Source organism: Streptomyces xiamenensis (assembly GCF_000993785.3).
GTDB classification, from domain to species: domain Bacteria; phylum Actinomycetota; class Actinomycetes; order Streptomycetales; family Streptomycetaceae; genus Streptomyces; species Streptomyces xiamenensis.
Window position 1 is genome coordinate 2252938 of record NZ_CP009922.3, and the last position, 19772, is coordinate 2272709.

At 68.8% G+C, this 19772-nt stretch carries 16 protein-coding genes; 4 read left to right on the forward strand and 12 right to left on the reverse strand.

The genetic code is table 11. From position 1 onward, the window contains the following. Positions 1 to 2 precede the first annotated feature (2 nt). Positions 3 to 743: a LytR/AlgR family response regulator transcription factor gene (locus SXIM_RS10290; protein WP_030736312.1), complete on the reverse strand. Its 741-nt coding sequence runs from the start codon at positions 741 to 743 to the stop codon at positions 3 to 5. Beyond that, positions 740 to 1789, reverse strand: coding sequence for a sensor histidine kinase (locus SXIM_RS10295; RefSeq protein ID WP_234306951.1), 1050 nt, complete (start codon positions 1787 to 1789; stop codon positions 740 to 742). The genes SXIM_RS10290 and SXIM_RS10295 overlap by 4 nt, the downstream gene beginning before the upstream one ends. Before the next feature lie 127 nt (positions 1790 to 1916). Here SXIM_RS10295 and SXIM_RS10300 point away from each other — a divergent pair, with 127 nt between their 5' ends. Genes SXIM_RS10300 through SXIM_RS10310 form a run of 3 tightly spaced genes read left to right on the forward strand, consistent with a single transcriptional unit; the run spans position 1917 to position 4336 of the window. Further along, the gene (locus SXIM_RS10300) at positions 1917 to 2150 is read left to right on the forward strand and encodes an acyl carrier protein (RefSeq protein WP_030736316.1); all 234 of its coding nucleotides are present in this window, start codon (positions 1917 to 1919) and stop codon (positions 2148 to 2150) included. After that, positions 2150 to 3397, forward strand: coding sequence for a beta-ketoacyl-[acyl-carrier-protein] synthase family protein (locus SXIM_RS10305; protein ID WP_046723718.1), 1248 nt, complete (start codon positions 2150 to 2152; stop codon positions 3395 to 3397). The genes SXIM_RS10300 and SXIM_RS10305 overlap by 1 nt, the downstream gene beginning before the upstream one ends. A 12-nt stretch (positions 3398 to 3409) precedes the next feature. Next, positions 3410 to 4336 (forward strand): alpha/beta fold hydrolase, encoded by a 927-nt coding sequence (locus tag SXIM_RS10310; RefSeq protein ID WP_030736320.1) that lies wholly within the window; start codon positions 3410 to 3412, stop codon positions 4334 to 4336. Between the two features lie 18 nt (positions 4337 to 4354). On the opposite strand, the gene SXIM_RS10315 is transcribed toward SXIM_RS10310, so the two are convergent. From SXIM_RS10315 to rpsL, 9 genes are all read right to left on the reverse strand, one after another. Next, positions 4355 to 5746 (reverse strand): ABC transporter substrate-binding protein, encoded by a 1392-nt coding sequence (locus SXIM_RS10315; RefSeq protein ID WP_030736322.1) that lies wholly within the window; start codon positions 5744 to 5746, stop codon positions 4355 to 4357. Positions 5747 to 5766: 20 nt separating this feature from the next. Beyond that, positions 5767 to 6591 (reverse strand): carbohydrate ABC transporter permease, encoded by an 825-nt coding sequence (locus SXIM_RS10320; protein ID WP_030736324.1) that lies wholly within the window; start codon positions 6589 to 6591, stop codon positions 5767 to 5769. Beyond that, the gene (locus SXIM_RS10325) at positions 6588 to 7541 is read right to left on the reverse strand and encodes a carbohydrate ABC transporter permease (RefSeq protein WP_030736326.1); all 954 of its coding nucleotides are present in this window, start codon (positions 7539 to 7541) and stop codon (positions 6588 to 6590) included. Before SXIM_RS10325 ends, SXIM_RS10320 begins: the two co-directional genes overlap by 4 nt. Positions 7542 to 7760: 219 nt before the next feature. Then, a complete protein-coding gene (locus SXIM_RS10330; protein WP_174864314.1) occupies positions 7761 to 9461 on the reverse strand; it encodes a solute symporter family protein in 1701 nt (566 codons plus the stop codon). After that, positions 9458 to 9823: a DUF485 domain-containing protein gene (locus SXIM_RS10335; RefSeq protein WP_046723720.1), complete on the reverse strand. Its 366-nt coding sequence runs from the start codon at positions 9821 to 9823 to the stop codon at positions 9458 to 9460. The genes SXIM_RS10330 and SXIM_RS10335 overlap by 4 nt, the downstream gene beginning before the upstream one ends. Positions 9824 to 10029: 206 nt before the next feature. After that, complete coding sequence (gene tuf, locus SXIM_RS10340; RefSeq protein WP_030736332.1) at positions 10030 to 11223, reverse strand: elongation factor Tu; 1194 nt, start codon at positions 11221 to 11223, stop codon at positions 10030 to 10032. Positions 11224 to 11389: 166 nt separating this feature from the next. Beyond that, positions 11390 to 13510 (reverse strand): elongation factor G, encoded by a 2121-nt coding sequence (gene fusA, locus SXIM_RS10345; RefSeq protein WP_030736335.1) that lies wholly within the window; start codon positions 13508 to 13510, stop codon positions 11390 to 11392. 36 nt (positions 13511 to 13546) lie between these two features. Then, on the reverse strand, positions 13547 to 14017 hold the full coding sequence (gene rpsG, locus SXIM_RS10350) for a 30S ribosomal protein S7 (RefSeq protein ID WP_030736338.1): 471 nt from the start codon (positions 14015 to 14017) through the stop codon (positions 13547 to 13549). A gap of 3 nt (positions 14018 to 14020) precedes the next feature. After that, complete coding sequence (gene rpsL, locus SXIM_RS10355) at positions 14021 to 14392, reverse strand: 30S ribosomal protein S12 (protein ID WP_026047363.1); 372 nt, start codon at positions 14390 to 14392, stop codon at positions 14021 to 14023. A gap of 274 nt (positions 14393 to 14666) precedes the next feature. Here rpsL and SXIM_RS10360 point away from each other — a divergent pair, with 274 nt between their 5' ends. After that, positions 14667 to 15707, forward strand: a complete 1041-nt coding sequence (locus SXIM_RS10360) for an LCP family protein (RefSeq protein ID WP_078846884.1) — start codon at positions 14667 to 14669, stop codon at positions 15705 to 15707. A gap of 72 nt (positions 15708 to 15779) precedes the next feature. Here the strand turns inward: SXIM_RS10360 and SXIM_RS10365 are convergent, their stop codons facing one another. After that, on the reverse strand, positions 15780 to 19679 hold the full coding sequence (locus SXIM_RS10365; protein WP_030736346.1) for a DNA-directed RNA polymerase subunit beta': 3900 nt from the start codon (positions 19677 to 19679) through the stop codon (positions 15780 to 15782). Positions 19680 to 19772 lie beyond the last annotated feature (93 nt).

Here is a 19772-nt window from a genome sequence, read left to right on the forward strand (position 1 = left end):
GCTCACGAACCCTCACGCACGGCCGACAGCAGCCGTTCCTTGAGCGCGCGGGCGTGCCGGCGGCTCACCGGTACGTCCCCGGCCGGGGTGTGCGCCAGCAGCCCGGAGGAGGAACCGGCCCGCAGGTCGCGCACCCAGTGGATCGCGACGAGGTACCCCCGGTGCACCCGTACGAAGCCGGCCGGGCCCCACACGGACTCCAGGTGGGAGAGCGCCAGCCGGATCAGATGCACTCCGCCGCCGGTGTGCAGCCGTACGTAGTCGCCGTGCGCCTCCACGAAGTAGACGTCGTCGCGCCGCACGAAGAAGATGTGCCGCCCGGTGTCGATCCGCACCACCGCCAGCTCGTCGGCGGCCGGCTCGGGCCGCCGGGCGGCGCGGACCCGGGCGACGGCCTCGGCCAGCCGCTCGTCGCGCACCGGCTTGAGCAGATAGTCGACGGCGCCCATCTCCCCGGCCTCTTCGCGGTGCGCCTCGGAGGCGGTGACGAAGACGAGGACGGGCGGCTCGGAGAGCATGTTGAGCACCCGGCCCACCTCGACGCCGCTGAGCCCCGGCATGGAGACGTCGAGGAAGACCGCGTCGAACCCCTCGGTGCCCAGCAGCCGGACGGCGGTCTCCCCGCTGTCCGCGGCCAGGACGCCGTCGACCCCCTCGACGGCGTGCAGCACCTGGACCAGCTCGCGCCGGGTGGCGCCCTCGTCCTCCACGACCAGCACCCGCAGCCCCTGCCGCCCGGTCATCCGGTCACCACCCCGCGGCGGAACCGGGGCACCCGGACCACGACCTTGGTGCCGTTGCCGGGGGCGGTCTCGATGACGAGGCCGTACTCGGCGCCGTAGACGGCCCGCAGCCGCTGGTCGACGTTGGCGAGCCCGACGCTGCGGCTGGGCGGGCCGGTCCCGGCCAGTACCCCCTGGGCGAACTCCGGATCCATCCCCACCCCGTCGTCCTCCACCTCGATGACGCACAGCGGTCCCTCGGCGAATCCGGAGACCGATATGCCGCCGGTGCCGGTCTTGGGTTCCAGGCCGTGCCGTACGGCGTTCTCGACCAGCGGCTGGATCACCAGGAAGGGGATGGCGACGGCGAGGATGTCGGGGGCCATCCGCACCATGAGTTCCATCCGGTCGTCGAACCGGGCGCGCTGGAGTTCGAGATAGGTCTGTACGGCCTGCAACTCGTCGGCGACGGTGGCGTAGTCGCCCCGGACCGCGAAGCTGTAGCGCAGGTAGTCGGCGAAGTCGTGCAGCAACTCCCTGGCCCGTTCCGGCTCGGTGCGGATCCGGGCCCCGATGACGGCCAGCGCGTTGTGCAGGAAGTGCGGCGAGATCTGGGCGCGCAGCGTGCGCAGATCGGCCTGGGCTATCCGGCCCCGGGCGCGGCGCAGCGCGGCGTGGTCGAGGGAGCGCGCCACCAGCGCGCCCACCGGGGCGAGTGCTTCCTCCGCGCCGCCGCGCATCACCAGCGCCCCCGACAGTTCCCCGGCCACCAGCAGGGGCACCGCCGCCCACGGACCGCGCTGGACGGCGCCGCCCTGCTCGTACGCGAGCGCGAGGACCTCCCGCACCCCCTCCCCCGCCGTCCCGGCGGAGGCCACCGGTCCGTCGAGGTCGGCGAGCACCACCACCTCGGCGCCCAGCAGCCCGCGCAGCCGGCGCACGGCGCGCCCGGTCCCCCGCCCGTACAGGCCGTCGCGCAGCCCGGAGTCGACCCCCCGTACGCCCTCCAGCACCCGCACCACATCGCCCCCCGCCACCCCCCGGCCCCACCTGCGCCATCGCACCATGGCTGGCACGCTAACCCAGCCCCGTACGCCTGCTGAAGGCTCGTGCGCCCCCCTCATCCGTTTCCATGTCGCGGCCCGCTCGTTGAACGGTCGTATGCAGCACCCTCGGCGGACGCGGGAGAGTTTCTTGATCGCAACAGATGTGGTGAGCCAGCTGCTGGTTCAGCGATTCGGGGTCGCCGCGGCCAGAATCGGCGACGAGACGCCGCTCGCCGCGCTCGGCCTGGATTCCCTCGCCCTGGAGGAGCTGCGCCTGCTGATCGAGGACCGGCTGGACATCGATCTGGAGACGGTGGAGCTGACGCCGCGCGACACCGTGGGGAGACTGGTCGCCGTCGTCGGGCAGGAAGCCGTCGCCTGATGCCGGGCCGGCAGCCGCCGTTCGAGGCGGCGGTCACGGGGCTCGGCCTGGTGACCGCGGCCGGTGCGGGGGCGAAGGCGACGTGGCACGCGGTCGCCGGCGGGGCGCCTCCGGAGGGTGTTCACCGGCCTGCCGAGCTGGCCGAGCTGCCCTGCGACTTCATGTACCTGAACACCGGCCTGGACCCGGCCGCGGTGCTCGGGACGGCGGCGCTGCGGCTGATGGACCGCTTCACGCAGCTGGCGGTGATCGCCGCCCGCGAGGCGGTGGCCGACGCCGGCCTGGACCCGGCCGCGTGGGACGGGGCCCGGGTGGCCGTGGTCATCGGCTCCGCGCACGGCGGTCTGCCGTTCTACGACGAGCAGCACACCGTCCTGGCCTCCCGGGGAACCCGGCGGGTGTCGCCCAAGCTGGCGCCGCTGACCGTGGTCAACGGCGCGGCCTCCGGCGTGGTCGCGGACCTGGGGGCGCTGGGCCCCAGCCTGGCCGTGTCCACCGCCTGCTCCTCGGGCACCGTGGCGCTGGGCACCGCGCACCAGATGCTGCGCTCGGGCGCCTGCGACATCGTCGTCGCCGGCGGCGCCGAGTCGGTGCTCTCCCGGCTGCTGATCGCCAGCGCCTGCCGGCTGAGGGCGGTCTCCACCCGGCGCTCGGACCCGGCCACGGCCTGCCGCCCCTTCGACGCGGACCGGGACGGGTTCGTGGTGGGCGAGGGGGCGGGGCTGCTGGTGCTGGAGCGCCCGGAGCACGCGCGGGCGCGCGGGGCCGCCGTACGCGCCGTGGTACGGGGCTACGGCGCCTCCTCCGACGCCTGCTCGGTGGTGGCTCCCGACCCGGAGGGCGCGGGCATCGAGCGGGCCCTGCGCACCGCGCTGGCGGACGCGGACCTGGCGGGCTCCGACGTGGACCATGTGAACGCGCACGGCACCTCGACGGTGCTGAACGACCTCATCGAGGGCCACGCCCTGTCCCGGGTGCTGGGTGACCGGCCGCTGGTGACCTCCACCAAGGCCGTCACCGGGCACACCCTGGGCGCCGCGGGCGGCATCGAGACCGCGCTGACCGTCCTGGCCCTGGAGGAGCAGACGGTTCCCCCGACCGTCAATCTCACGACGCCCGACCCCGGCCTCCCGCCCGGCCTCGACCTGGTCCGCGGCTCCGCCCGCCGGGCCCATCTGCGGTGCGCGGTGAAGACCTCGCTCGGCTTCGGGGGCCACAACGCCGCGCTCGTCCTGACCCGTGACTGACCGGGAGCACCCATGCCCGACGAGGTGATCCGCTCCCTGACGGTGAGCGGCGTCCCGTACACCTACCGGCTGCTGCGGCGTTCCGGCCACGGCTCCGGCCCCCGTACCCAGCCCGTCCTGGTCATCGGCGGGGCGCTGCAGGGGATGGGCGGCTGGCAGCAGTTGGAGAACGTCCTGGGGCCGGTGGCAGACGTGGTGACCGCGGACCTGCCCGGCATGGGCGGCGCGGCACCGCTGCCGCCCGGGCCCAGCCACGACCTGCTGTGCCGGGCACTGGAGGGCATCCTGGACGATCTGCGCTATGAGCGGGTCAACGTCTTCGGCTTCTCCTACGGGGCGGGCCTGGCCCACGGCTGCGCGCGGCGCTTTCCGCACCGGGTGGCGCGCATGATGCTGGGCGGTGTCCCGGCGCACATCGGTGACGCGCTGGTGCGGGCGGTGCGGCGGGCCCAGTGGTCCCTGGCGCGGGGGGACGCGGAGTCGTTCGCCGAGCAGACCGCGGCCGTGATGCTGTGCCTGGACGAGAGCCGGCACGTGACGCGGCGCGCGCTGGCCTACCGCTACGTACGGCGGTCCCTGCTGCACACCGCCCGGCACTCCCCGCATCTGGGGGACTCGCTGCGGCGCGCCCTGACCGAGCCGGCCGACTTCTCCGGCGGCCCCACCGGCGTCCCGACGCTGGTCTTCAGCGGTGAGCACGACACGGTCACCTCGGCGGAGCGGCAGCGGGCCTTCGCCGAGCGGATCGGCGCCCGCCGCTTCCTCACCATCCCGGACGCCGATCACTGGGTGGTGCTGGAACGCGCCCGGGACACCGCCGACCTGGCGGCCCGCTTCTTCACCGACCGCCCGCTCACCGACGCCCCGTGCCTGCGCCGGGTGCCGCGCGAGCACGGCGAGCGGCCCGCCCCCGTACCGTCCGGGGCGGGCCACCGCTGAGCACTGCCGGGCTCGGGGTCAGCCGACCGAAGCGTTGTACTCGTCGATCTTCCGGGCCAGCTTCTCCGTGGCCGCCGTCAGGGCGTCGGCCGCGGGGGTGTCGGTGACCAGGGCCTCTTCCCAGGCTTCCTCGGCGGTCATCCGGGCCTCGGACATGACGCCCATCATGCAGCCGGCGGTGTTGATGTTGGTCTCGGAGTTGGCCAGCTGGTCGGCGGCCACCGAGAACTGCGGGAACTCGGCGGCCCGCTCGCTGGCCTCGGGGCCGTCGTAGCCCTCGGTGTTGACCGAGAGGTAGCCGGTGCCGGCGTGCCACACCGACTGCGACTGCGCGGTCAGCAGGAACTGCACGAACTCCCAGGAGGCGCGGGTCTCGGCGTCCGAGTGGCCCTGGCCGTTGATCCACAGCGAGGCGCCGCCGATGATCGAGCCGGCCGGGTCATCGGCGTGGATGAGGGGGAAGTATCCGGCGCCCACCTCGAAGGAGGACTGCTCCAGGAAGCCGCCCATGGCACCGGTGGACTCCAGGGTCATCGCCGCGCGGCCGGAGGTGAAGGAGGACTGCGCGTCGTCCAGGTTGCGCCCCAGCGGCGCGGCGAGGCCGTCGTCGATCATGCCCTGCCACCACTCGACGAGCTCCACCACGTTCGGGTCGTCGAAGAGCACCTCCTCGGCTCGGCCCTCGCGGCCGTTGCCGTTGTCGCAGTACGGCACGGCGGCGCGGGCCATGAACTGCTCGATGAACCAGCCGTAGACGGCGGCGCCGAAGCCGTACCGCTCCACCTGGCCGCCGGGGCCCTTGACGGTCAGCGCCTCGGCGTACTCGCGGATCTCGGCGAGGTCCTTCGGCGGCTGCTCCGGGTCCAGGCCCGCCTCCTCGAAGGCGTCCTTGTTGATGTACATGAGCGGGGTGGAGTTGTTGAACGGGAAGGACCGCAGCTGCCCGTCCACCGTGAAGTAGTTGAGCAGGGCGTCCTCGATCGGGCCCGTGTCGTAGCTGTCCTTGTCGACGAATGACTGGGCGGGCACCGTCTGACCGGAATCGATCATGAACTGGGTGCCCAGGTCGAATATCTGCACGATGTTGGCGGTGTTGCCCTGCTGGATCGCTGCCCGGTGCTGCGCCAGCGTGGTGTCGTAGTCGCCCTGGAAGGAGCCGGTGACCTTGATCTCGCCCTGGTGCTCCGCGTTGAACGCGTCGATCAGCCCGTTCAGCACCTGACCGTTGGTGCTGTCCATGCTGTGCCAGAACTCCACCTGCACCGGGCCGTCCTGGCCCTCCAGCGCCTCGGGCCCGGGCGCCTCCAGGGAGCCGCCGGCCCCCGCGTCGTCACTGCCGCAGGAGGTGATGCCCAGACACAGCGCCGCGGCGCCGGCCACCAGCGCCGTACGGGTACGGGTTCTTCTCATGATCCGTCCAGTTCCCATCATCACTTGACTGCGCCCGCGGTGAGTCCGCGAACGATGAAGCGCTGCCCGAAAAGCACCAGCGCCAGGGTGGGGAGCACCGACAGGGCGGCGCCGGCCAGCCAGAGTCCGGGGTTCGCGGACTCGGCGTTGCGCAGGGAGTTGAGGCCGATCTGAAGCGTCTGCATCTCGGTGGTGCGCGTCATGATCAGCGGCCAGAAGTACATGTTCCAGGAGGTGATGAACACGTAGACGCCCACCGCGCTGAGGGTGGGCTTGGACAACGGCAGCAGCACCGTCCAGATGAAGCGCAGATGCCCCATGCCGTCCACCCGGGCCGCGTCCCGCAGCTCGGTGGGGAACTGCCGGAAGCTCTGCCGCAGCAGGAAGGTGCCGAAGGCGTACGCCAGGAACGGCAGCACCAGCCCCGCGAAGGTGTTGTGCAGGCCCCAGTCCGAGAGCGTCAGATAGTTGGGGATGATCGTCGACTCGGACGGCACCATCAGCGTGGACAGGAACAGCGCGAACACCACGGCGCTGAACCGGAAGCGCAGGAAGACGAACGCGTACGCCGCCAGCGCCGAGGTGACCAGCTGCGCCACCGTGATGATCCCGGCCATCAGCAGCGAGTTGCCGTACATCCGGGTCAGCGGCACGGCGTCCAGCACCCGCTGGATGTTCTCCAGGTGGAACCCGGTGGGCACCAGCTGGGGCGGGAAGGTCGCCAGTTCCCTGGGTTGCATGAACGTTCCGGCGAACACGTAGTACACCGGGAAGAGCACCGGGATCAGGGCCAGCAGCAGCACCGCGTACAGGGCGATCCGCCCCGCCACCACTCGCGCGCTCATGAGTAGTGCACCTTCCGCTCGATGACCCCGAACTGGAGCGCCGTGCAGCACAGCACCATCAGCAGCAGCACCAGCGCCTGTGCGCTCGCTCTCCCGAAATCGCTGGTGCCGTACGCGAAGGCGTACTGGTAGATCGAATAGACCAGGGTGGTCGTCGAGCCGACCGGGCCGCCCTGGGTGAGGATGTGGATCTGGCCGAAGCTCTGCAGCGCGTTGATCGTGGAGATCACCGCGAGGAAGAACAGCTGCGGCCCCAGCAGCGGCACCGTGATGTGCCAGGCCCGCCGGCCACCGGTCGCGCCGTCCAGCAGCGCGGCCTCGTTCACCTCGCGCGGAATGGAGCCGACCCCCGCGGCCAGCACCAGTACGCCGTATCCGAGGTTCATCCACACCGTGGTGAGGCTGACCGAGATCAGCGACCACTCGGTGGAGTTGAGCCACTTCACCTGGCCCAGGCCCAGCTCGTACAGAATGCCGTTGAGCACCCCGGACGCCGGGTTGTAGAAGACGGCGAAGATGACCGAGGCGCTGGCCACCGAGAAGGCGAACGGCAGCGCGAAGGCGGAGCGGAAGAACCGCTGCCCCCTGATGCCGGACTCCAGCAGCAGCACCACCGCCAGGGCGCCGAGCACCCCGGGCACCACCACCAGCAAGGTGAACAGCAGCGTGGTGACGAGCACTTTGCCGAAGTCGGCGGTGAAGAGCTCGGCGAAGTGATCGAAGCCGACAAAGCGGGTGGGCCGGCCGATGATGTCGTTGCCGTGCATCGACAGATACACGGTGCGGCCCAGCGGATAGATCAGGAAGAGCGCGAAGACGACCAGCGAAGGGGCGAGAAAGCCCCAGGCCAGCAGCGTCTCCTTGCGGCGCTCGCGCAGCAGGGTGCGCGGCGGTCTGTCCCGGGGCGGGGCCCCGCCGGATCTGCCGTCCTTGGTGGTGGAAGTGGACACGCGAGGCAGCGTGGTCCCGGAAGGTGACGCCATCAGCACCTCAGGAGTAACGGGAGTTCAATTCGTTCACTGGATCGGATGAAAGATGCCCGGGGGTCCGAGGATTAACTCGGGCCCCCGGGCATCAGGGTGCCGGGCTTGTGGGGAAGTGCCCGGCTATCTGCGGAAAGTCAGGTACACGTCAGCAGAAGCGGAGTGCCCGCACGGCCGGCGGCCGGCTCAGTGCTGCTCCGCCTTCTCCGCGCCGGCCCCGGTCAGGGCCCGCACCTGGAGCCGGGCGAACTTCGCGTCGTCCCGCTCCTTGGAGAGCAACGTGCCGACGATCGCGCACAGCAGCCCCAGCGGAATCGACACCAGAGCCGGGTTCTCCAGCGGGAACCAGGCGAAGTCCACGCCCGTCGGCAACAGCGAGGTGCTCTCCCCGTTCGCGTCGACCTTCCCCGACACCACCGGTGAGAAGAACACCAGACCCACGGCGCTGATCAACCCGCCGTAGATGCCGGCCAGCGCGCCCGTCGTGTTGAACCGCTTCCAGAACAGGCTCAGCAGAATGGTCGGCAGATTGGCCGAGGCCGCGATGGCGAAGGCAAGACCCACCAGGAACGCCACGTTCAGGCTCTGCGCGAAGATCGCCAGCACCACGGAGATCACGCCGACGCCGACCGCCGCGTACCGCGCGACCCGCACCTCCTCCTTCTCGGTCGCTTTCCCGCGCCGCAGCACGCTGTTGTAGAAGTCGTGCGCCAGCGAGGACGAGGAGGCGATGGTCAGACCGGCCACCGTGGAGAGAATGGCGGCGAAGGCCGCCGCCGCGATCACCGCCAGCAGCACGGCACCCAGGAAGTCACCACCGAAGTGGAGGCCGACCGACTCCGCGAGTTGGGGCGCCGCCGCGTTGCCGGCCGCGTCCTGCCCGATGATCGCGTCGCGGCCCACCACGGCGGCCGCGCCGAACCCCAGGATCAGGGTGAACAGGTAGAAGGTGCCGATCAGCCCGATGCCCCAGTTGACGGACTTACGCGCCGCCTTGGAGTCCGGCACCGTGTAGAAGCGGATCAGTACGTGCGGCAGACCGGCCGTGCCCAGCACCAGCGCGAGGCCCAGGCTGATCAGGTCCAGCTTGTTGACCATGGTCTGCCAGGCGTCCCCGGCGACCTCCACCCCGTACCGCTGCCCGGGTTCCAGGAACGCGTCGCCGACCCCGCTCGCCTTGGCCGCGTCACTCATCAGCGCGCCCGGATTGAAGTCGTACATCGCCAGCACCAGCAGACACAGCAGCGCCGCACCGGACATCAGCACGACGGCCTGGATGATCTGCACGTAGGTGGTGCCCTTCATCCCGCCGAAGGTCACATAGGAGATCATCAGCAGGCCGACCGTCACAATGCCGACGATCTTGGCGGTGTCCGCGCTCATCCCCAAATAGGTCTCGCCCGGCGAGATCCCCAGCAGCAGCGCCACCAGGGCGCCGGCCCCGACCATCTGGGCCAGCAGATAGAAGATCGAGACCGTGAGGGTGGAGACCGAGGCGGCGGTCCGTACCGGGCGCTGCCGCATCCGGTACGACAGGACGTCCGCCATCGTGAACCGGCCGGAGTTCCGCAGCAGTTCGGCCACCAGCAGCAGGGCCACCAGCCACGCCACCAGGAAGCCGATGGAGTAGAGAAAACCGTCGTAGCCGAACAGCGCGATCATGCCGGCGATGCCGAGGAAGGAGGCGGCCGACATGTAGTCGCTGCCGATCGCCAGACCGTTCTGCAATCCGGTGAACGACCGTCCACCTGAGTGGAAGTCGGCCGCCGATCTCGTGTACTTGCGGGCCCACACGGTGACCCAGAGAGTGGCGGCGGTCATCACGGTGAAAAGAATGATGGTGATGATCCGGCCCTCGGCCGACGCCTCATTGGCAAGGGTGATCATGAGCGGCCCTCCCCGTCCAGTTCCGCACGCAGCTCGTCCGCCAGCGGATCGAGCCGGCGATTGGCGTACCGGGAATAGAGAACGGCGATGGTGAAGGTCATCACGAACTGGAGCAGTGCGAAGACCAGCGCCACATTGAGGCTGCCGATCACCTTGGTGGACATCACGCCACGCGCGTAGCCGGTCATCAGGACATAGAGCAGGTACCAGGTGAAGAACGCCAGGCTCGCCGGGACCACAAAGCGCAGCAACCGCCCGCGCAACTCCTGGAACCGGGGGTCGTCGTGCATCGCGGCCGAGCGGGTCTCCAGATCATCGCCCGGGGGCTCGCCTGCGTCGGGAACGGGTTGCGTCGTCGTCATCGACGGGCTCCTGTGGGTCGGTCGGGGGTAGAGCCCCGCAAATGTAAGGAGGGTCACACTCACCCCACAGCGACCCCGACCCGGCGACTCGGCGAACGGTCGAAATACGCGCCGAACGGCTTACCCGCACCACCCGTCGCACACGCGACCGGGGCCCGTCCCCACCCACAGGTGGAAACGGGCCCCGGTACGGGAAAGAACTCAGGTCACTTGTTGATCTTGGTGACCTGGCCGGCGCCGACGGTCCGGCCACCCTCACGGATGGCGAACTTCAGGCCCTCCTCCATGGCGATCGGCTGAATCAGCTGAACGCTCATCTCGGTGTTGTCGCCCGGCATGACCATCTCGGTGCCCTCGGGGAGGGTCACCACACCGGTCACGTCGGTGGTACGGAAGTAGAACTGCGGACGGTAGTTGTTGAAGAACGGGGTGTGGCGGCCACCCTCGTCCTTCGACAGGATGTACGCCGTCGCCTCGAACTCCGTGTGCGGGGTGACCGAGCCCGGCTTGATGATGACCTGGCCGCGCTCGACGTCCTCGCGCTTGACACCGCGGAGCAGCAGACCGACGTTCTCACCGGCCTGACCCTCGTCCAGCAGCTTCCGGAACATCTCGATGCCGGTGACCGTGGTGGTGGTCTTCTCGTCCTTGATGCCGATGATGTCGACGGTCTCGTTGACCTTCAGGACACCACGCTCGATACGGCCGGTGACGACCGTACCGCGACCGGTGATCGTGAAGACGTCCTCGATCGGCATCAGGAACGGCTTGTCCACGTCACGCTCGGGCTGCGGGATGGCCTCGTCGACGGCCTTCATCAGCTCGAGAACGGACTTGCCCCACTCGGCGTCGCCCTCCAGCGCCTTCAGCGCGGAGACCTTGACGACCGGGGTGTCGTCGCCCGGGAACTCGTACTCGGTGAGCAGCTCGCGGACCTCGAGCTCGACGAGCTCCAGGATCTCCTCGTCGTCCACCATGTCGGCCTTGTTCAGGGCGACAACGATGTAGGGCACACCAACCTGGCGGGCCAGGAGCACGTGCTCCTTGGTCTGCGGCATCGGGCCGTCGGTGGCGGCCACGACCAGGATCGCGCCGTCCATCTGGGCGGCACCGGTGATCATGTTCTTGATGTAGTCGGCGTGACCCGGGCAGTCGACGTGAGCGTAGTGGCGGCTCTCCGTCTGGTACTCGACGTGCGCGATGGAGATGGTGATACCGCGCTGACGCTCCTCGGGAGCCTTGTCGATCTGGTCGAAGGCCGAGGCCTCGTTCAGGTCGGGGTACGCGTCGTGCAGCACCTTGGTGATCGCCGCGGTAAGAGTGGTCTTACCGTGGTCGATGTGACCGATGGTGCCGATGTTGACGTGCGGCTTAGTCCGCTCGAACTTCGCCTTCGCCACGGGGTCCTCCTGTGGACTGATGCTGTACGCCCCCGCATTCTGCGGAGGTTCCAGGTGGTCGTACCGAACCGGCGGGGACCCCTAGGGGGATGCCCTGGACCGGTTCGCTTAAAGGGCAGACACAGGGGCGAAATCGCCCCTATGCCGTTTTGCTCCAGCTTAAGGGTTACTCGCCCTTGGCCTTCGCGATGATCTCCTCGGCGACGTTCCGCGGAACCTCACCATAGGAATCGAACTGCATGCTGTAGCTCGCGCGACCCGAGGTCTTGCTCCGCAGGTCGCCGACGTACCCGAACATCTCCGACAGCGGGACCAGGGCCTTGACGACCTTGGCACCACTACGGTCCTCCATGGCCTGGATCTGGCCACGGCGGGAGTTCAGGTCGCCGATCACATCGCCCATGTAGTCCTCGGGCGTGGTGACCTCGACGGCCATGAGGGGCTCCAGCAGAACGGGACCGGCCATCCGCGCGGCTTCCTTGAACGCCTGGATACCGGCGGTCTTGAAGGCCATCTCGGAGGAGTCCACGTCGTGGTACGCACCGTCGAGCAGGATCATCTTGACACCCGTCAGCGGGTAGCCGGCGAGAACGCCGAACTGCATCGCTTCCTGGGCGCCCGCGTCCACCGAGGGGATGTACTCCTTGGGGATGCGGCCACCGGTGACCTTGTTCTCGAACTCGTAGCCGTCGCCCTCAAGCGGCTCCAGAGAGATCTGGACCTTGGCGAACTGGCCGGAGCCACCGGTCTGCTTCTTGTGCGTGTAGTCGTGCTTCGCGACGATCTTCCGCAGGGTCTCCCGGTAGGCGACCTGCGGCTTGCCGACGTTGGCCTCGACCTTGAACTCGCGACGCATCCGGTCGACCAGCACATCGAGGTGGAGCTCGCCCATCCCCTTGATGATGGTCTGCCCGGTGTCCTCGTTGGTGGCGACCTGGAAGGACGGGTCCTCCTCGGCCAGCCGCTGGATGGCGACACCCAGCTTCTCCTGGTCACCCTTGGTCTTGGGCTCGATCGCGACCTCGATGACCGGGGCCGGGAAGTCCATCGACTCCAGGATGACCTGGTGGGTGGCGTCCGACAGCGTCTCACCGGTGGTGGTCTGCTTCAGGCCCATCACCGCGACGATGTCGCCGGCGCCCACCCGCTCGATCTCCTCACGCTTGTTGGCGTGCATGCGGTAGATCTTGCCGATGCGCTCCTTGCGGCCCTTCACCGAGTTCAGCACCTGCGTGCCGGCGGTGAGGACACCGGAGTACACCCGGATGAAGGTGAGCTTCCCGAGGTGCGGGTCGCTGGCGATCTTGAACGCCAGGGCGGCCAGCGGCTCGTCCTCCGAAGGCTTCCGGACGACGACCTCTTCGGGGTCCTTCGGGGAGTGACCCTCGACGCCCTCGACGTCCAGCGGCGTGGGCAGGTAACGCACCACGGCGTCCAGGAGGGGCTGCACGCCCTTGTTCTTGAACGCGGTACCGCAGAACACCGGGGTGACGGTGGTCGTCTCGCCACCGGTGGAGGCCAGGGTGATGCGACGGATGGCGGCGTACAGCTGCTCCTCGGTGGGCTCAGTGCCCTCCAGGTACAGCTCCATGACCTCCTCGTCGTTCTCCGCGACGGCCTCGATGAGCTTGGCGCGGTACTCCTCCGCCTGCTCCACGAGGTCGGCCGGGATGTCGACGGTGTCGTACATCTCGCCCAGCTTGGTCTCCTCGGACCACACCAGGGCCTTGTTGCGGACCAGGTCGATGACGCCCTGGAAGCCCGCCTCGGCCCCGATGGGGAGCTGCATGACCAGCGGAACGGCGCCGAGCCGCTCCTCGATCATGTCGACGCAGCGGAAGAAGTCCGCGCCGGTGCGGTCGAGCTTGTTGACGAAGCAGATCCGCGGCACGCCGTAGCGGTCCGCCTGACGCCACACGGTCTCGGACTGGGGCTCCACACCCGCGACACCATCGAAGACCGTGACCGCGCCGTCGAGCACGCGCAGCGAACGCTCCACCTCGATCGTGAAGTCGACGTGACCCGGGGTGTCGATGATGTTGATGGTGTGGTCGACGCCTTCGAGCGGCCAGTGACAGGTGGTCGCGGCAGACGTGATCGTGATGCCGCGTTCCTGCTCCTGCGCCATCCAGTCCATGGTGGCGGCACCGTCGTGAACTTCGCCGATCTTGTAGCTCACACCGGTGTAGTACAGGATGCGCTCGGTGGTCGTCGTCTTGCCCGCGTCGATGTGAGCCATGATCCCGATGTTGCGGACCGTGGTCAGGTCAAGTGAAGTGGTAGCCATAAGGCTTCAGTTCTCTCGGTCTCGATGGGGTAGCGACTACCAGCGGTAGTGCGCGAAGGCCTTGTTGGACTCGGCCATCTTGTGGGTGTCCTCGCGCTTCTTGACGGACGCGCCGAGGCCGTTGGAGGCGTCGAGCAGTTCGTTCATCAGGCGCTCGGTCATGGTCTTCTCACGGCGAGCCCGCGAGTAACCGACCAGCCAGCGCAGCGCGAGGGTGGAGGAACGGCCGGGGCGAACCTCGACCGGCACCTGGTAGGTGGCGCCACCGACACGGCGGGAGCGGACCTCGAGGGTCGGCTTCACGTTCTCCAGAGCGCGCTTCAGGGTGATGACCGGGTCGTTGCCGGACTTCTCCCGCAGACCCTCCATGGCGCCGTAGACGATGCGCTCGGCGGTGGAGCGCTTGCCGTTCAGCAGCACCTTGTTGATCAGCGAGGTCACCAGAGGAGAACCGTAGACCGGGTCGACGTGGACCGGGCGCTTCGGGGCAGGGCCCTTACGAGGCATTGCTTACTTCTCCTTCTTGGCGCCGTAGCGGCTGCGGGCCTGCTTGCGGTTCCGCACGCCCTGCGTGTCGAGAGAACCGCGGATGATCTTGTAACGGACACCCGGCAGGTCCTTCACACGGCCACCGCGCACCAGCACGATGGAGTGCTCCTGAAGGTTGTGGTTCTCACCCGGGATGTAGGCCGTGACCTCGATCCCACTGCTGAGCTTCACACGGGCCACCTTGCGCAGCGCCGAGTTCGGCTTCTTCGGGGTGGTGGTGAACACACGCGTGCAGACGCCACGGCGCTGGGGAGACCCATTCAGCGCGGGCGTCTTGTTCTTCTCGACCTTGTCCTGCCGGCCCTTTCGGACCAGCTGCTGGATCGTTGGCACCATTTCTCCAGTTCTGTGTGCCGACTGTGAAGCTAACCCGGAACACGGCGACCGACCCACGCGGTCGGGCGTGTCGAAGACTGCATGAACCCCCGACAAGCATCGGGAAGAGAACGCAGATCCCGGAGTTCCAGCTGACGCCTCACAAAAAGAGCGCAGGGAACACCCCAGGCACAAGAACCGAGCGTACCTACCCCACGGCCAACGGTCAAAACAACTATCTCCGGCCCCCGCCACCCCGGGCAACCGCTGTGAGGTACCGCACACTTACTCCATGGACACCAGTACGGAGCCGGCCAGACCGATACCCGAGGACACCGCGCCCGTCCCCGGGAAACGCCGCCGCTGGCCACGCGTCATCCTCGCCGTTCTCGCCGCCTTCCTGCTCGCCGTCCTCGCCGGCGCCGGCTGGCTCTACCACCGCACCGACCAGGCGCTGTCCGGCATTGACCGGATCCCGGACGCCCTGCCCACCCTGCCCGAGGAGGAACAGCCGGTACGCGCCCCCGAGGCCGCCGACGCCCAGGTCTATCTGCTGGTGGGCCTGGACGCCAAGGACACCCCCGCGTCCGGTGAGAGCCCCGACGGCACCCCCGTGTGGCAGGCCGGTGCCGCCCGCAGCGACACCATGATGCTGCTCCAGATCGCCGCCGACCGGAACTCCGCCTCGCTGGTCTCCCTCCCCCGCGACACCTGGACCGAGGTCCCGGGCCACGGCGAGGCCAAGCTGAACGCCGCCTACTCCTGGGGCGGCCCCTCCCTCATGGTGGAGACTGTCCAGAACCTCACCGGCATCCGCGTCGACCACCTCGCCGTCATCGACTGGACCGGCTTCCGGGCCCTTACCGACGCCGTCGGCGGCGTCACTCTGGACGGCGAACGGCTGGACGGCGAAGCCGCCCTGGAGTACGTGCGCGAACGGAAGTCGCTCCCCGAGGGCGACCTCGACCGCACCCGCCGTCAGCAGAACTTCCTGCGCGCCCTGCTCTCCCAGACCCTGTCCGCCGGCACCCTCACCGACCCCGGCCGGCTCACCGCACTGCTGGACACCCTCGGCGACGTGATCAGCGTCGACGACCAGCTCTCCAACGGCGACCTGCGCGACCTCGCCTGGGAGCTGCGCTCGGTCCGGGCCTCCGACATCGCCTTCATGAACGCGCCGGTCGCCGGCACCGGCACGGCCGGCGGCCAGTCCGTGGTCTTCCTGGACGAGGAGGCCGCGGCCCCCCTGTGGCAGGCGATGCGCGAGGACACGATGGCCGCCTTCCTCGCCACCGACCGGGCCCCGGACACCCTGGGCGAGACCGTGCGCTGAGCACCCCGCGAACGCCGCCGGGCGGCTCCCCCGTGAAGGGGGAGCCGCCCGGCGGGACAGCGTACGACCGGATCAGCCCTGGTACGGACCGTAGTCGTAGTCCTCCAGCGGGACCGCCTGGCCGGAGCCCGTGCCGAAGGGGGAGTAGTCGATGTCGTCGTAGCCGACAGCCGAGTACATCGCCGCCTTCGCCTCCTCGGTCGGCTCCACCCGGATGTTGCGGTAACGGGCCAGACCCGTACCGGCCGGGATGAGCTTACCGATGATCACGTTCTCCTTGAGGCCGATCAGGGAGTCCGACTTGGCGTTGATCGCCGCGTCGGTGAGCACCCGGGTCGTCTCCTGGAAGGACGCCGCCGACAGCCACGACTCGGTGGCCAGCGACGCCTTGGTGATACCCATCAGCTGCGGACGGCCGGAGGCCGGCTGACCGCCCTCGGACACCACGCGGCGGTTCTCGCCCTCGAACTTCGAGCGCTCGACCAGCTCACCGGGCAGCAGCTCCGCGTCGCCCGACTCGATGATCGTCACCCGGCGCAGCATCTGCCGGACGATGATCTCGATGTGCTTGTCGTGGATGGCCACACCCTGCGAGTTGTAGACCTTCTGGACCTCGCCGACCAGGTAGATCTGGACAGCGCGCTGGCCCAGGATCCGCAGCACCTCGTGCGGGTTGGCGGCACCCACGGTCAGCGGCTGGCCGACGACGACGTGGTCGCCCTCGGTGACCAGCAGCCGGGCACGCTTGGAGACCGGGTAGGAGGTCTCCTCGGTGCCGTCGTCCGGGGTGACGATGACCTTCTTGGTCTTCTCGGTCTCATCGATCCGCACCCGGCCGGCCGACTCGGAGATCGGCGCGACACCCTTGGGCTGCCGGGCCTCGAAGAGCTCGACCACACGGGGCAGACCCTGGGTGATGTCCTCACCGGCCACACCACCGGTGTGGAAGGTCCGCATCGTCAGCTGGGTACCGGGCTCACCGATGGACTGGGCGGCGATGATGCCGACCGCCTCACCGATGTCCACCAGCTTGCCGGTGGCCAGCGAACGCCCGTAGCACATGGCGCAGGTGCCGACCGCCGACTCACAGGTGAGCACGGAACGGGTCTTGACCGTCTGCACACCGTGCCGCACGAGCTCGTCGATGAGCACGTCGCCCAGGTCGGTACCGGCCGGGGCCAGCACCTTGCCGTCGACGACGATCTCCTCGGCGAGGCAGCGCGCGTACACGCTGGACTCGACGTTGTCCGCCTTGCGCAGCACACCGTCGGCACCCTTGGCCGCGATGTCCAGCTTGAGGCCGCGCTCGGTGCCGCAGTCCTCCTCGCGGATGATGACGTCCTGCGAGACGTCCACCAGACGACGGGTGAGGTACCCGGAGTCGGCGGTACGCAGGGCGGTGTCGGCCAGACCCTTACGGGCACCGTGGGTGGAGATGAAGTACTCCAGCACGGTCAGGCCCTCGCGGAAGGACGCCTTGATCGGACGCGGGATGGTCTCGTTCTTCGCGTTGGACACCAGACCACGCATACCCGCGATCTGACGCATCTGCATCATGTTTCCGCGGGCCCCGGAGTCCACCATCATGAAGATGGGGTTGGTCTTCGGGAAGTTGTCGTTCATGGTCTCGGCGACCTCGTTGGTCGCCTTGGTCCAGATCGCGATGAGCTCCTGCGTGCGCTCGTCCTTGGTGATCAGACCGCGCTCGTACTGCTTCTGGACCTTCTCGTCCTGCGCCTCGTAGTTCTCGAGGATCTGCTTCTTGGCCTCGGGAACGACGATGTCGGAGACCGCGACGGTGACACCGGACCGGGTGGCCCAGAAGTAACCGGCGGACTTGAGGTTATCCAGGGTGGCGGCGACGACGACCTTGGGGTAGCGCTCGGCCAGGTCGTTCACGATCTGGGAGAGCTGCTTCTTGCCCACCGAGCCGTCGACGAACGGGTAGTCCTCGGGCAGCAGCTCGTTGAAGAGCGCACGACCCAGGGTCGTCCGCATCCGGAAGCTGTCACCCTGCTGCCACTCGCCCTCGCCCTCGGCCGGAACCGGCGGGGTCCAGCCCCGGGGCGGCACCGAGCCGATCGGGAAGCGGATGTCGATCTTCGCCTGGAGCGAGAGCTCCCCGGAGTCGAACGCCATGATCGCTTCGGCGGTGGAGGAGAAGGACCGGCCCTCGCCGCGCACCTCGCGCTCTTCCTCATCGGTGGTGAGGAAGAACAGGCCCAGCACCATGTCCTGGGTGGGCATGGTCACCGGCCGGCCGTCGGCCGGCTTGAGGATGTTGTTCGAGGACAGCATCAGGATGCGGGCCTCGGCCTGCGCCTCGGCCGACAGCGGCAGATGGACGGCCATCTGGTCACCGTCGAAGTCCGCGTTGAACGCGGTGCACACCAGCGGGTGGATCTGGATGGCCTTGCCCTCGACCAGCTGCGGCTCGAAGGCCTGGATGCCCAGACGGTGCAGGGTCGGGGCGCGGTTCAGCAGCACCGGGTGCTCGGCGATGACCTCTTCGAGGACGTCGTACACCACGGTGCGCTGGCGCTCGACCATGCGCTTGGCCGACTTGATGTTCTGCGCGTGGTTCAGGTCCACCAGGCGCTTCATCACGAACGGCTTGAAGAGCTCCAGCGCCATCGCCTTGGGCAGACCGCACTGGTGCAGCTTCAGCTGCGGGCCGACGACGATCACGGAACGGGCCGAGTAGTCGACGCGCTTGCCCAGCAGGTTCTGACGGAAGCGGCCCTGCTTGCCCTTGAGCATGTCGGACAGCGACTTCAGCGGGCGGTTGCCCGGGCCGGTGACCGGCCGGCCGCGGCGGCCGTTGTCGAACAGCGCGTCGACGGCCTCCTGCAGCATCCGCTTCTCGTTGTTCACGATGATCTCGGGGGCACCGAGGTCGAGAAGGCGCTTGAGGCGGTTGTTGCGGTTGATGACACGGCGGTACAGGTCGTTCAGGTCGGAGGTCGCGAAGCGGCCACCGTCCAGCTGCACCATCGGACGCAGGTCCGGCGGGATCACCGGAACGCAGTCCAGGACCATGCCCTTGGGGCTGTTGGAGGTCTGCAGGAACGCGGAGACGACCTTGAGCCGCTTGAGGGCACGGGTCTTCTTCTGGCCCTTGCCGGTGCGGATGATCTCCCGCAGCCGGGCGGCCTCCTCGTTGAGGTCGAAGGTCTCCAGGCGCTTCTGCAGCGCCGCGGCGCCCATCGAGCCGTCGAAGTAGGTGCCGAAGCGGTCGCGCAGCTCACGGTAGAGGAGCTCGTCGCCCTCCAGGTCCTGGACCTTGAGGTTCTTGAAGCGGTTCCACACCTCGTCCAGGCGGTCGATCTCCCGCTGGGCGCGGTCGCGCAGCTGCTTCATCTCGCGCTCGGCGCCTTCGCGCACCTTGCGGCGGACATCCGCCTTGGCGCCCTCGGCCTCCAGTTCCGCGAGGTCCGTCTCCTGCTTCTTGGCGCGGGCCTCCAGGTCGGCGTCACGCCGCTGCTCGATCTGCTGGCGCTCGACGGAGACGTGGGCCTCCAGCGAGGACAGATCGCGGGTGCGGCGCTCCTCGTCCACGTACGTGATCATGTACGCGGCGAAGTAGATGACCTTCTCCAGGTCCTTCGGCGCCAGGTCCAGCAGGTAGCCGAGCCGCGAGGGCACGCCCTTGAAGTACCAGATGTGGGTGACGGGAGCGGCCAGCTCGATGTGGCCCATCCGCTCACGGCGCACCTTGGCGCGGGTCACCTCGACGCCGCAGCGCTCACAGATGATGCCCTTGAAGCGGACGCGCTTGTACTTGCCGCAGTAGCACTCCCAGTCCCGGGTGGGGCCGAAGATCTTCTCGCAGAAGAGTCCGTCCTTCTCGGGCTTGAGCGTGCGGTAGTTGATGGTCTCCGGCTTCTTGACCTCGCCGTGTGACCACTGACGGATGTCGTCAGCGGTGGCCAGGCCGATCCGCAGTTCGTCGAAGAAGTTGACGTCGAGCACTCTCGTCAATCCCTCTCAGTGTCGTGAGTCAATGGTCTGTCGGGGTCCGGGTGGGGGGACCGGAAGGGGCACACGTGGTGCGACCCTTCCGGT

Bases quoted from the DNA above. Each gene is read 5' to 3' on its own strand.
- rpsG (WP_030736338.1), bottom strand. From the start codon at position 14,017: ATGCCTCGTAAGGGCCCTGCCCCGAAGCGCCCGGTCCACGTCGACCCG.
- SXIM_RS10330 (WP_174864314.1), bottom strand. From the start codon at position 9,461: ATGATCACCCTTGCCAATGAGGCGTCGGCCGAGGGCCGGATCATCACC.
- SXIM_RS10335 (WP_046723720.1), bottom strand. From the start codon at position 9,823: ATGACGACGACGCAACCCGTTCCCGACGCAGGCGAGCCCCCGGGCGAT.
- SXIM_RS10305 (WP_046723718.1), top strand. From the start codon at position 2,150: ATGCCGGGCCGGCAGCCGCCGTTCGAGGCGGCGGTCACGGGGCTCGGC.
- SXIM_RS10290 (WP_030736312.1), bottom strand. From the start codon at position 743: ATGACCGGGCGGCAGGGGCTGCGGGTGCTGGTCGTGGAGGACGAGGGC.
- SXIM_RS10295 (WP_234306951.1), bottom strand. From the start codon at position 1,789: ATGGTGCGATGGCGCAGGTGGGGCCGGGGGGTGGCGGGGGGCGATGTG.
- SXIM_RS10320 (WP_030736324.1), bottom strand. From the start codon at position 6,591: ATGAGCGCGCGAGTGGTGGCGGGGCGGATCGCCCTGTACGCGGTGCTG.
- SXIM_RS10360 (WP_078846884.1), top strand. From the start codon at position 14,667: ATGGACACCAGTACGGAGCCGGCCAGACCGATACCCGAGGACACCGCG.
- SXIM_RS10315 (WP_030736322.1), bottom strand. From the start codon at position 5,746: ATGAGAAGAACCCGTACCCGTACGGCGCTGGTGGCCGGCGCCGCGGCG.
- SXIM_RS10310 (WP_030736320.1), top strand. From the start codon at position 3,410: ATGCCCGACGAGGTGATCCGCTCCCTGACGGTGAGCGGCGTCCCGTAC.
- fusA (WP_030736335.1), bottom strand. From the start codon at position 13,510: ATGGCTACCACTTCACTTGACCTGACCACGGTCCGCAACATCGGGATC.